This window comes from Micromonospora sp. NPDC050397 (genome assembly GCF_044901685.1).
In the GTDB taxonomy this organism is placed as follows: Bacteria; Actinomycetota; Actinomycetes; order Mycobacteriales; family Micromonosporaceae; genus Micromonospora_G.
Window position 1 is genome coordinate 1 of the sequence record NZ_JBJDPS010000024.1, and the last position, 12,356, is coordinate 12,356.

The 12,356-nt window shown below is 72.7% G+C and carries 7 protein-coding genes; 3 read left to right on the forward strand and 4 right to left on the reverse strand.

Annotation, left to right across the window (positions count from 1 at the left end; translation table 11 throughout):
• Positions 1 to 315: 315 nt before the first annotated feature.
• Positions 316 to 873 (reverse strand): MarR family transcriptional regulator, encoded by a 558-nt coding sequence (locus ACI2K4_RS34690; protein ID WP_356537995.1) that lies wholly within the window; start codon positions 871 to 873, stop codon positions 316 to 318.
• Positions 874 to 1,014: 141 nt separating this feature from the next.
• Between ACI2K4_RS34690 and ACI2K4_RS34695 the strand changes: the two genes are divergently transcribed.
• A complete protein-coding gene (locus ACI2K4_RS34695; protein WP_404517416.1) occupies positions 1,015 to 2,325 on the forward strand; it encodes an MFS transporter in 1,311 nt (436 codons plus the stop codon).
• A 7-nt stretch (positions 2,326 to 2,332) separates the two neighbouring features.
• Here ACI2K4_RS34695 and ACI2K4_RS34700 read toward each other — a convergent pair whose 3' ends face one another.
• Positions 2,333 to 3,838 (reverse strand): SpoIIE family protein phosphatase, encoded by a 1,506-nt coding sequence (locus ACI2K4_RS34700; RefSeq protein WP_404517417.1) that lies wholly within the window; start codon positions 3,836 to 3,838, stop codon positions 2,333 to 2,335.
• Positions 3,839 to 4,341: 503 nt separating this feature from the next.
• A complete protein-coding gene (locus tag ACI2K4_RS34705; protein ID WP_356843358.1) occupies positions 4,342 to 5,775 on the reverse strand; it encodes an NAD(P)/FAD-dependent oxidoreductase in 1,434 nt (477 codons plus the stop codon).
• Between the two features lie 401 nt (positions 5,776 to 6,176).
• On the opposite strand from ACI2K4_RS34705, the gene ACI2K4_RS34710 reads away from it, so the two are divergent.
• Positions 6,177 to 6,941, forward strand: a complete 765-nt coding sequence (locus ACI2K4_RS34710; protein WP_404517418.1) for a TetR/AcrR family transcriptional regulator — start codon at positions 6,177 to 6,179, stop codon at positions 6,939 to 6,941.
• Between the two features lie 285 nt (positions 6,942 to 7,226).
• On the forward strand, positions 7,227 to 9,263 hold the full coding sequence (locus ACI2K4_RS34715; RefSeq protein ID WP_404517419.1) for a sigma-70 family RNA polymerase sigma factor: 2,037 nt from the start codon (positions 7,227 to 7,229) through the stop codon (positions 9,261 to 9,263).
• Between the two features lie 215 nt (positions 9,264 to 9,478).
• Here the strand turns inward: ACI2K4_RS34715 and ACI2K4_RS34720 are convergent, their stop codons facing one another.
• On the reverse strand, positions 9,479 to 11,497 hold the full coding sequence (locus tag ACI2K4_RS34720; protein ID WP_404517420.1) for an asparagine synthase-related protein: 2,019 nt from the start codon (positions 11,495 to 11,497) through the stop codon (positions 9,479 to 9,481).
• Positions 11,498 to 12,356 lie beyond the last annotated feature (859 nt).

Sequence of the window (12,356 nt, forward strand, 5' to 3'; positions counted from 1 at the left end):
TTTCCCTTTCCGGCGAGTCCGACTCTATCAGATCCTTTCGGGCCTGATTCCCAGTCAGCGGGCTTTGCCTTCCCGGCCGTTGGGCCGTTCCGACGCCCAAACTCTAGCGGATTCCCCCGGTGACTCATAATCGAGCCTTCGAATTGAATTCGGACATGCCGAAATTCTTCCCGACGGGAGGTCGTACTGAGTTTGGTTGCCGCATCCGCGGCGGGATCGCTGCCGCGGAGCCGTACCGACGCCGTGACAACTCGAAGAACCTTACGGAGACGGGCGGGCTGTGTCAACCCATCCATGTACCCCGTCGGAGCACCGTCAATCCAGGTCGGTGAGCCGGCCGCCGGCGTCCGGCTGCTCGTGCTCGACGCGGCGCAGGAGGCGGATCAGTATCTCGCCGAGGGACCCGCGCTCATCACCCGAGAGGTCCTGGAGCAGGTCCTCCTCGAAGGTCGTGGCCATCCGCATCGCCTCGAGCCATTTGGTTCGGCCCTCGTCGGTCAGTTCGACGATGACCCGCACCCGGTTGTTCTCGTCCCTGTCCCGGGTGACGAGCCCCTCGCTCGCCATGCGGTCGACCCGGTGTGTCATCGCGGCCGGGGTGAGCCCGAGGCGCTTGGCCAGTTCGCCCGGCCCCAGGCGGTAAGGGGTACCGGCCAGGACGAGGGTCTTGAGCACCTCCCACTCGGTGCTGCTGATGCCGAGCGCGGCGACCTGTCTGCCGTACGCGACGTTCATCCGGCGGTTCAGCCGGCCCAGTGCGGAGACGATCTGCTCGACCTGGGGGTCGAGATCACGGAACTCGCGCTGATAGGCCGCGATCTGCTCGTCGAGGCTCGGCTCCTGGAGCTCGGGCTGCTCGGTGCTCTCAGACATGGCGGGCAGTATCGCACGCCCCTCGTGGTCGTCGAAGTCCTTCATCCTGAAGAGTTCAATCTCTAATTTTAGTGCTAAAGTCTACGAGTCTGTGTTCTTGACGTCCTTCGACGTCCTTCGACGTTCTCGAGTCTTGGGTAGGTGAGTGTGACCAGGGAGATGGGTGCAGCGCTGCGGCGGATCCAGCTGGGAAGCGCGCTGAGCGCGTTCGGCCTCGGGTTCACCGTTCCGTATCTGTACGTCTACGTGGCGCAGGTACGGGATCTCGGCGCCGGTACGGCAGGTGTCGTGCTGGCTGTCTTCGCCATGGCCGCGCTGGCCGTACTGCCCTTCACCGGTCGGGCGATCGACCGGCGGGGGCCGCTGCCCGTGCTGGTCGTCGCCGCCGTTGCGGCCGCCGTCGGTGCCTGCGCGCTCGGGGTGTCGAACGGTGTGGTCTCCACGGTGCTCTCCGCGGCGGTGCTCGGCGCGGGCACCGCGGTCATGCAGCCGGCGCTCGCGACGATGCTGGTGTGGTGCTCCAGCACGGCGACCCGTACCCGTGCCTTCGCCATGCAGTTCTTCCTGCAGAACCTCGGCCTCGGCATCGGTGGCCTGGTGGGCGGACAGCTGGTCGACGTCGACCGTCCGTCGAGCTTCACCCTGCTCTTCCTCGTCGAGGCGGCGATGTTCCTGGTGCTCGGCGTGGTCGCCGCCACGGTGCGGATGCCCCGTGCCCCGTCCATCACCGGCGCCGTGCCCACCGACGGCACCGCGCCCAAGGCGGGGATGCGCGCGCTGCTCTCGCACCGGGCCATGGTCCAGCTGTGCGTCCTGGGCTTCGTGATCTTCTTCGCCTGCTACGGACAGTTCGAGTCCGGCTTGGCCGCGTACGGCACCGAGGCCGCCGGCATCGACACATCCACCCTGGGGATCGCACTGGCGGCCAACACGGCGGTCATCGTGGTCGCGCAGTTCGTCGTGCTCCGCCTCGTCGAGCGGCGGCGGCGCAGCCGGGTCATCGCGTGGGTCGGTCTGATCTGGGCCTTCGCCTGGATCGTGGCGGGTTACGCCGGACTCGGGCACGGCAGCCGGACGATGGCGACGGCCGCGATGATCTCGACGTACGCCCTGTTCGGTCTCGGGGAGGCGATGCTGTCTCCGACCGTGGCCCCACTCGTCGCCGATCTGGCACCGGAGGCCATGGTCGGTCAGTACAACTCGGCCTTCGCGCTGGTGAAGCAGCTCGCGCTGGCGGTCGGACCGGCCGTGGGCGGGCCCATGGGGGCCACGCTGCACGGGCCGTACATCGTGACCTTCGTGCTGTTCTCGCTGGGCATCACCGTGCTGGCGCTCAAACTGGGGCGGCGGCTCACGCCCGTACAGGACCAGCCGTCGCTCGTGGCGGTGCCCTCACGGGTGGTCGCCATGTCGCTGCCGGAGGGCGAGGCCGCCGCAGCAGCCGTCCGCTGAGTCGGGCTCAGCCGGGGAGCGCGAACTCGCACCAGACCGCCTTGCCCCCTCCGGGGGTACGGCGGCTGCCCCACGACGAGGCGATGGTCGCGACGATGGAGATTCCGCGTCCCGCCTCGTCGGCGGGTTCCGCCCGGCGGCGGCGCGGCAGGTGGTCGTCCCCGTCCGTCACCTCGATGATCAGGCGGCGGTCGGTCCGGCGCAGGCCCAGGCGCATGGGCGGCGTGCCGTGCTGGAGCGAGTTGGCCACGAGCTCGCTCGCGGCGAGAAGACCGAGGTCGCAGAGCTCCATGGGGAACCGCCAGGAGGCGAGGACGCCGGTGGCGAAGGCCCGGGCCCTGGGCGCCGCCTCGATGCCGCCGAGGAGTTCGAGCGAGGCGTTGTGGAAGAGCTCGGCACTCGGGCCGGTCCTGGCGGGGTGCTGGACCACGAGCACGGCGACGTCGTCGTCGTGTTCCGCGGTCACTCCCATCGAACGGATCAGCCGGTCGCAGACCACCTGGGGCGATCCCTTGGCACCGGACAGGGCGCGCTCCAGGGAGGCGACCCCTTCGTCGATGTCCTCGCTGCGGCGTTCGACCAGGCCGTCCGTGTAGAGGACGGCGGTGCAGCCCGGCGGCAGGGCGATCGTCCCGGAGGTGTGCACCCAGCCGCCCGTTCCGAGCGGGGGGCCGGGGGTCTCCTCGGCCCGGTGGACCGTGCCGTCCTCGTCGCACACGAGGATCGGGAGGTGCCCGGCGGAGGCGTAGACGAGATGGCCCTCGTTGGGGTCGTGCACGGCGTAGACGCAGGTGGCGATCTGGCTCGCGTCGATCTCGGCGGCGAGGACGTCGAGGAGCTGGAGGATCTCGTGCGGCGGCAGGTCGAGCCGGGCGTAGGCGCGGACCGCGGTGCGCAGCTGCCCCATGACGGCGGCGGCGCGTACCCCGCGGCCCATCACGTCGCCGATGACGAGCGCGGTGCGGCCGGCGCCGAGCGTGATGACGTCGTACCAGTCGCCGCCGACCGCCGCGTCCGTGCCACCCGGCTGGTACGTGGCGGCGATGCGCAGGTCGTCCGGCTGTTCGAGGTCCTGCGGCAGCAGGGAGCGCTGAAGGGTGACGGCGGTTTCGCGGTGGCGGCGTTCGCTGGAGCGGAGTCGCTCCGCGGCCTCCGCGTGGTCGGTGACATCGGTGGCGTAGACGAGGACTCCCGGCTCACCGTCCGCGTCGCCGGAGGCCACGGGGGTGCACGTCACGGTGTACGAGCTGCCGGCCAGCACCTTGCGGGACTTGACCGTGCGGGAAGTACCGCTGCGCAGGACCTGGTCCAGGAGCGGCAGCAGGCTGAGCTCGGCGAGTTCGGGCATGGCCTCGGCCGCAGGTGTCCCGCAGGAGCGTGGCCCGAACGCCGACGTGTAGGCCGCGTTGACGTAGGTGACGCGGTGCTGCGGGCCGTGGAGCAGTGCGACGGGGGCGGGAAGACGCCCGAGCAGGTCACCGGCCGACAGGCCTTCCAGGGAGGGTCCGGACATGGGGGCGACGGGTTCCGGGCCGGTCTCCGGCGGAGGCGTGGCCGCGTTCGCCGGCCGCGCGGACTCGGCGCGGGCGGCGGGTACGGAACTGTGGTCGTCCCGCGCGGCGGCTCTGCGCTGCGTTCCGGGAAGGCGGGCGCTCCAGCGCGTGAAGTTCACGGATTCTCTGGCCTCGTGTGTCGGTCTGGTCCGCTCGGGCGAGCTGCTTCGTCTGCTGGTCCCGCGCCGTTCCCCCCGCGAGTCGTGGTGCCGGGTGAAGGTGCGGGGGCGGGGCTCCCGGGAAAACGCAGCCGGGCTCTTCGTGCTGTCGGTCGTCGCTGCCGGTCACTTTAGGTGACCACGTGCCGGATGACTCTGCGCAGGTGTGGGCCCACCTATGGTCACACGCCCAGTGTGACCGACCGTACTGTCAGTTGGGGTACGGCGACGGGTCCGGCCGCCGGATCACGGCCGTTCTCCGGCATGTCGGTCCACGGGTCGGGGTGCGGGCGCGCGCCCTGGGGTCAACCGGACGTGCGCGGTGGTTCCTCGTCCTTGGGCGGGGTGGCCCCGGGGGGCTCCGGGTGAGCGTGTCCCCGGGCGGCCAGGGCGAATTCGGCGCGCGGGTGTTCGAGCGATCCGAGGGACACGATCTCGCGTTTGAACAGTCCGGCCAGCGTCCATTCGGCAAGGACACGTGCCTTCCGGTTGAACGTGGGCACCCGGCTCAGGTGGTAGACGCGGTGCATCAGCCAGGCCGGGTACCCCTTGAGCTTGCGGCCGTAGACGTGCGCCACGCCCTTGTGCAGGCCCAGCGAGGCGACTGATCCGGCGTAGGAGTGCCGGTAGTCCTCCGTCGGACGCCCGGCGAGCGTGGCGACGATGTTGTCCGCCAGGACCTTGGCCTGCCGCACCGCGTGCTGGGCGTTCGGCGCGGTCTCCGAGCCCGGTTCGGACGAGGTGAGGTCCGGCACGGCGGCCGCGTCGCCCGCCGCCCAGGCGTGCGGGGCCCCATCCACGGAGAGCGCGGCGGTGCAGCGGATCCGGCCGCGGTCGGTGAGGGGCAGGTCGGTGGCGGCGAGGAGGGGTGCCGGTTTGACACCCGCGGTCCACACCAGGGTGCGTGTCGGGAAGCGCGAGCCGTCGCTGAGCACCGCGACCCGGCTCTCGCAGCTCTCCAGGCGGGTGTCGAGCCGTACGTCGATGTTGCGGCCGCGCAGCTCCCCGACCGCGTACTTGCCCATGGCCTCGCCGACCTCGGGGAGGATGCGCCCTGTCGCCTCGACGAGGATCCATCTCAGGTCCTCGGGCTTGATGTTGTGGTAGTACCGCGAGGTGTAGCGGGCCATGTCCTCGAGCTCGGCCAGCGCCTCGACGCCGGCGTATCCACCGCCGACGAACACGAAGGTGAGGGCCGCGTCACGGACGGCCGGATCCCTGGTCGCCGAGGCGATGTCCATCTGCTCGATGACGTGGTTGCGGAGGCCGATGGCCTCCTCGACGGTCTTGAAACCGATGCCGAAGTCCGCGAGGCCGGGGACCGGCAGGGTCCGCGAGACGGATCCGGGGGCGATGACGATCTCGTCGTACGGGATCTCGACGGCGCCGGTGCCGTCCTCGCCGGTCGCGAGCGTCGTCACCGTCGCGGTGCGCTTGGCGTGGTCCACGCGCTCCGCCTCGCCGATGACGATCTTGCAGTCCTTCAGGACCCTGCGCAGCGGCACGACGACGTGGCGCGGTGAGATCGAGCCCGCGGCCGCCTCGGGCAGGAACGGCTGATAGGTCATGTAGGGCTCGGGCGTGACCACCACGATCTCGGCATCGCCGCTTCTCAGTCTCTGCCGCAGCTTCCGCTGGAGACGCAGAGCGGTGTACATCCCCACGTAGCCGCCGCCGACGACGAGAATGCGCACATTTGGCCGGGTGCCGGGGGATGTCTCCCGGGAATCTGGTGCCATCACCTTCCCATGACGCAACGGACTCCGGAGTTTGTCCACAGGCCCGACAAATTGTGTGACCGGAGCTCTTCGATCACGGGTCGGGACCCGGCCACCCGGCGACTCCGCAGCTTCGCAGGTCAGGTGCGGCGGACAGGTGGGCCCGTGGGGGGCGAATCGGGGCCCAACCGGTCCTTGCTCCGATCGGGGGGCGCTCCGTGCGGAACTACCCCCTTCTGAATTGACCCGGGCTCAACTATGTTCGTACCCCGTCGGGGTGTCGGAATCGGACTGAGGTCCACACACCGGCGGACAGGGCGGGAAGTCTCCGGGGGGAGACGTCATAACCGGGGGAAGTTATGCACATTCAGGATTTGCATGGGCAGAGTGCTGCCACCACTGTCGCCGAGGGGCACGGGCCGATGAACCCCGTGCCTGTGGTCGGTGCGGCGGTCGGCACGGCGGTCGGTGGGATCGGGCCGGCGGGGAACGCTCCCCGCTCGGTGCCGCTCCGCGTGGACGCACAGCGCAATCTCGAACACGTCCTGCGTGCGGCGCGTGAGGTGTTCGGCGAGTTGGGTTACGGCGCGCCGATGGAGGACGTGGCACGCCGCGCACGGGTCGGCGTCGGCACGGTCTACCGGCGTTTCCCGAGCAAGGACGTGCTGGTGCGCCGGATAGCCGAGGAGGAGACCGCGCGGCTGACCGATCAGGCGCGGTCGGCCCTCGGGCAGGAGGAGGAGCCGTGGTCGGCGCTCTCCCGCTTCCTGCGGACCTCGGTGGCTTCGGGCGCGGGGCGGCTGCTGCCGCCGCAGGTTCTGCGGGTCGGTGCGGAGGCCGAGGAGGCGGACGCGATACCGGGCCAGGTCACTGGCGACGGCGAGACACGCGTCCCGCATCAGCGGCAGGGTCTGGAGCAGCACGGTCTCCGGGTGGCCGAGCAGCACTCCGGCACCGTGGAGGCGTTGGACGACGCCCCGGGAGCGGCTGAGTTGCTCGAGGTCGTGGGCAGTCTGGTGGACCGGGCCCGCGAGTCGGGAGAGCTGCGCGGCGACGTGACGGTGGCCGACGTGCTGCTGGTGATCGCCACTGCGGCACCGGCGTTGCCGGATCCCGCCCACCAGGCCGCCGCCTCGGCCCGACTGCTGGACATCCTGCTGGAGGGGCTCCGCTCCCGTCCCGCGTAGACGCATCCCGTCCCGCGTCGACGGCGGCCGTCCGGGCGCGCCGGCCGGTGGAGAAGTCCCCACCGGCCGGGCGTCGTCGGGCCGGGGAGTCGAGGTCGGACACGGAGGCGTCCGATCCGGCACGGGCGTCGCTTCTTCCCCCGAGGAGTGCTGTCACGCCGCTCTTACGGGGGAAGACACCCCGGACGAGTGGTTGCCTCTGCTCAAAGTTCGTAGCTGCGTTGCTCTGTGGCACTGTTGCCCCCGGTATTTTGGGTCCGAGGGTGCACATACGGGGGCTCCGCGATGAGTGGTGACGCGCAGCAGAACGAGTCGGCCGGCGGTAACGCCGCCGCGGGCAAGGGCAGTGGAACGGGGACCGGCGGTCAGGTCGGCGGTTCGGCTGCCGAGCGGTCAGCCGGTCAGGTGCCGGGCCGGCACAGGTCCGGCCGGTCGGAGGACTCCGCCGGGGGCGGCACCGTACTCCCCGGCCCCTGGGCGCCCGCCGACGATGGCGCGCACCCCGAGCCCGAAGCCGAGCCCGACGCGGAGTCCGACCCCGCGTACGCGGTCCCGCTGCAGCGCGCGGGACGGGCCGGGTCCGCCGATCTCGGGCCCTCCGACGGGCAGTTGATCCAGGGGATGCGCACAGGCGACGACCAGGCTTACGAAGAGCTGTTCAGGCGCCACGCGGGAGCGGTGCGCCGCTACGCCCGTACGTGCTGCCGGGACGCGCACACCGCCGACGACCTGACGGCCGAGGTGTTCGCACGGACCCTGCAGGCGGTACGCGGCGGGAAGGGGCCGGAGGAGGCCGTCCGGGCCTACCTCATGACCGCTGTCCGGCATGTCGCCGCGGCGTGGACGAAGAGCGCGAAGCGCGAGCACCTGGTCGACGACTTCGCCGTGTTCGCCGCGCAGGCCACCCGCTCCAGTGCGCTGTCGGAGACCGACACCCTCGATCTGGGGGCCGATGTGCTGGCCATGCACGAGGCCGACCGGTCGATGGCCATGCAGGCGTTCCGCAGTCTGCCGGAGCGCTGGCAGGCCGTGTTGTGGCACACCACGGTGGAGGAGGAGTCGCCGAGCGAGGTAGCCCCGCTGTTCGGGCTGACCGCCAACGCCACCGCCGTCCTGGCCGTGCGGGCACGCGAAGGGCTCAAGCAGGCGTATCTGCAGGCCCATGTGAGCCAGTCGCTGACGACCGGCGGAGACTGCGCGCGGTACGCCGACCGGCTGGGCGCCCATGCCCGGGGCGGTCTTCGGACCCGGGCCGAACGCGGACTGCGCAAACATCTGGGCGAGTGCGCGAAGTGCCGCATCGCCGCAGGCGAGTTGGACCGTGTGAACGCCGGGATTCCCGCTCTGCTCCCGGTCGCCGTCATCGGATGGTTCGCCGCGGGCTACACCCTCAAGGCCGCCGGCATCGTCGCCGGCGGAGCGGCCGGTGCGGCCGGTGCCGGAGCCGCCGCCGCGGCCACCGGAAGCGTGTCGGGCGGCGGTACGGCGGGCGGGGCCGCCGCGTCGGAGGGGCTCGGCGCACCACTCAAGGCCGGGATCGCCGCCGCGGTGGCCGTGGCTGCCGCGGCCGGACTGGTGTGGGCGCTGGCCGGCGAGGACCCGGCGCCGGAGGAGCGCCCGGTGGCGAAGCCACCGGCGGCCGCTCCCTCGGTACCGGCGCCCGAGCCACCGCCGAAGCCGGCCCCGAAGCCCGAGCCTCCCGCCGCACCCGAACCACCGCCCGCCCCCGGGCCGAGCACGACACCGGCACGGGCCGCGAAGCCCACACCGGCCCCGACGCAGCCCGCTCCGGAGCCCACACCCACGCCCACCCGGCCGGCACCGCCCGCACCGGCGCCGTCGAAGCCCGCCCCCGAGGAGCCGGTGCCGCCCGCACCGGACGTCTACCAGGTGAACCGGTTGGCGTACTCAGTCCTCGGGGACCACACGGGGCCCGAGATCCTGCTCGGCCGGAGCACCGGCGTGTTCTGGCAGCGCAGCGGGCTGTCGATCGCTTCCGAGACCTACGCCCACGGCGTGACCGCGCCCTCCCGCTCGTCGGTCACCGTCCAGCTGAACCGGACGTGCACCCGCTACGAGGCGATGGTCGGGGTCGACGACCTGACGCCGGTACTCGGCGCGGTGCGCTTCTCCGTGTACGACGGCGACGGCGACGGAGCGCGGCTGTGGCGGTCTCCCGTACTCCGGAGCGGGGACCCCGCCGCACCGGCGAGCGTCGGCATCGAGGGACGGAAGACGATCCGGCTCGTCGTGGAGCCCTCGGGGGCGTTCGGCGGGGTGGCACTGGCCGACTGGGCTCAGTCCCGGATCAGCTGCCGCTGAGCTCTCCGGTGCAGCCTCCGAGCCGGTCGGTGAGGCCGTCGGGCCACCCGGTGGGACCGTCGGGCCATCCGGTGGCGCCGAGTCGGCTCGGGGACGTCGTGCGGGGTCGTGTCGCGCCCTGCGCCGCGCTCGTCGGCGTACGCCCGCTCACCCACCCAGCCGGTCGCGCAGTCCCCGCGCCTCCCCCCGACGCGCGGTCGCGTCCGGAAGGCCCGTCACGGCTGGAGCGTCCGGCGGGCCGGGACCACGCCGCCGGCCACCGCCCGCTGGCGCGGGGCCGCCGTGCCCGTCCAGCAGGTGCCCCGGCGGGTGACCAGGCGGCGGAGCCACAGCTCGGTGGACGCCAGCTCGGCCAAACCGTCCAGGGGAAGGGGCTCTCCCTCGGACGCCGCACGCAGGGCCTTGCGTACGACGCGGGCCTCGATCAGCCCCGCGTCGGCGAGCAGGGGGGCGTCGAAGAGGGAGATCAGTTCCGGGAGGGCGGCGCGCAGGCCGAGCCGGCCCGCCGCGGTGGAGGTGGCCTGGGACGGGGTGCCCCACCCGGGCGGCAGCTCGTGGATGCCGGCGCCCGCGAGCACCCGGCGCAGGATCGCGGCCCTGGCGCCCGGCTGGACCCGTAGGGATTCGGGGAGGGCGCGGGCGGCCCGTACGACCTGGTTGTCGAGGAAGGGCGCGTGCAGCCGCTGGCTGCGGATCTCGGCGGCCTGCTCCAGGATCCGCTGGTCGGCGGCGTGCCGTGCCAGTGCGGCACGGGCTCGGGCCTCGCCCGGACGCTGGACCGAGGCGGGCCGGATCGCGGCCTCCTGAAGGCGAACCGATACTTCCGCGAGTGCCTCACCGGTGAGCCAGCGCGCGGCGGGACCGGGCCGGGACCAGGTGAGGGAGGCGAGCGAGGCGTCGGCGGGCGTGTCGGGTCCGGGGAGGTCACGGTTGGCCTCGGGCAGCAGGGACGCCGCCGTCTCGAGCCCGGTGCGGTACGACGTCCTGGCCAGCCGCCGGGCGGCGCGGTAGACGACCAGCGGGACGAACAGGGAGTGGGTGGAGGGCCCTTCGGCCCGGGCGAGCGCGGCCACGGGCCGCAGCAGGTGGCGTCTGCGCCGGTCCATGAGGAGGTCGGCCAGCCGGGCGGGGTGCGCGTCCAGGACCTGACGGGCGCCGTCGCCCACGAAGTGGTCCGCGCTGCCGGCGGCGAGCCGTCTGCGGTGGCGTTCGGCCACGACGAGGGAGGGCGCGGGCTCGTCGGTGAGGGGCCCGCTCTCCAGCGCCGCGTACGGCAGGGCCTCCTCACCCGCCGCGACGACCACATGGTGCAGACGCGGGTTGGCCGCGATGACTCGGGCCCGCTCCATCTCGTCCTCGTGGCCCTGCGTGGAGAGGTCGTTGAAGGTGACGGCGAGGAGCCGCTCACCGGCCCCCGTGCCATGGCCCAGCACCGTGCCCGGCAGCCCCGGCAGCCCTGCCGCCAGCAGCGCGAGCGTGGCCGAGGCGCTGCCGCCGGAGAGGTCCGAACCGATGCCGGGGACCGGCGCCCCACGCGCCGCGCGACGCTCGGCGGGACCCATCCCGGGGACGGGCCCGGGGTCGGGCGGCTGGGTCCCCGGGGCATGGCGCGGGGCCGTCAGCCGGGCTCGTACGGCGTCGACCAGCGCGTCCCGCACGCCCTCGACGGCGCTCACCGGGTCGGTCTGCGGGGCAGCCACCGCGAGCGAGGCGACCGCCTCGTACCCGGTGATCTCGCGCGATCCCTCCCGCAGGATCAGGGCGTGCCCGGGCGGGACACGCCGCACCCCCGCATACGGGGTGCCGTCACCCAGCGCCTCGGGTGTCTCGGGGCAGGCCAGCAGCGCCGCCAGGTGACCGATGTCGAGCTGCGCCTCGATGAGGTCGGCGAGCGGGAGGGCCGCGGTGGCGTACGCGGTGCCGTTGGCCCAGGGCGTGTGGAAGACGGGGCGTGCCCCCGCGAGGTCTCCGGCGACGGTGATGCGGCGGCCGATCTGCACGACGGCCGTGTAACTGCCCGGCCATGCGGTGAGATGGCGCAGCGCCCCGCCACGGGCGGCCAGCAGGCCGATACGCAGCTGTTCGTCGGTGGCACCGCAGCAGCCGAGCACGGCGAGGCGCGCGGTGGGCGCGCCCTCGGGGGTCGCCGCCGTGATGATGCGGATCTCGTCGGGGCGCCAGTCGCCCACGGCCCACAGGGGATCCGGGTCTCCCCAGAGGAGTTGGGAACCCACCGGGTGGACGGTGCGCCCGTCACCGTGATGGCCGACCGCGCCCACGGTGCCGAATCTGGCGGCGATACTGCTCCACCCCACCAACCAACGCATCGCCGCCTCCACAGGCTGTGGACGAAACGGCGCACCAGGACACACGGACGCCGTCGCGGGACATGCTGCCACGACAAGGGCGCCCTGGAGGGGGTACGGCGGCGCACACCGGCCCCGCATGCGCCCCTGGCAAAGACCTGGCCACGCCGCATGGGCCGCCGGCGCAACACTTGTACGGTTCAAAGGAGTTACGGCGGCCGGCCCCGAAAGCGGGCCCAGCCCCGGCCGGGCACGGAACAGACGCAATCCGGCCATAGTCGGACCGCTCCCCGGCCTCCGGCCCGACCGCTGCGATTCAGCCATTCTGCGAACTCGACGCAACCGCGTGTTTCGCTTCCTCCGACAGGCCAGGGAGGCTCCTCGCGCCATGCCGGGCGGAGGTCCGGCAGGCCCGCGCACGGTCGCGCGGCGGCGCCTGGGGACGGTTCGCCGGTGCACGCGGACGTACCGGCCGGCGCATCCCCCCGGTGCGCCGGCCCGCACGTCCACTCCCCCGAACCACCGTGCGGCGCACGGTCCGGGAGGTGTTCGTCACCTCCCGGACCGGTTCGCCGCCCGCGGGGATTGGGGCGGCGGTCTCCCCCAGCCCACCGAGTCCAGTTCAGCGGGCCGACCCACGCAGGACCCATCGAAGCGCTTGCGATTCGGCCGGGCGAGAGCGCACGGCCGGGCGCACGGCCACACACCAGGAGCACGGCCGGGACGCACCCGCCCGCACGGACAACATTCCCGCCATACGGAGGTCTGCCCCTTAACGGTAGGGATG

Coding starts and splice junctions, on each gene's coding strand:
- ACI2K4_RS34710 (WP_404517418.1), top strand. CDS start 6,177: ATGAACCCCGTGCCTGTGGTCGGTGCGGCGGTCGGCACGGCGGTCGGT.
- ACI2K4_RS34690 (WP_356537995.1), bottom strand. CDS start 873: ATGTCTGAGAGCACCGAGCAGCCCGAGCTCCAGGAGCCGAGCCTCGAC.
- ACI2K4_RS34700 (WP_404517417.1), bottom strand. CDS start 3,838: ATGTCCGGACCCTCCCTGGAAGGCCTGTCGGCCGGTGACCTGCTCGGG.
- ACI2K4_RS34705 (WP_356843358.1), bottom strand. CDS start 5,775: ATGGCACCAGATTCCCGGGAGACATCCCCCGGCACCCGGCCAAATGTG.
- ACI2K4_RS34715 (WP_404517419.1), top strand. CDS start 7,227: ATGAGTGGTGACGCGCAGCAGAACGAGTCGGCCGGCGGTAACGCCGCC.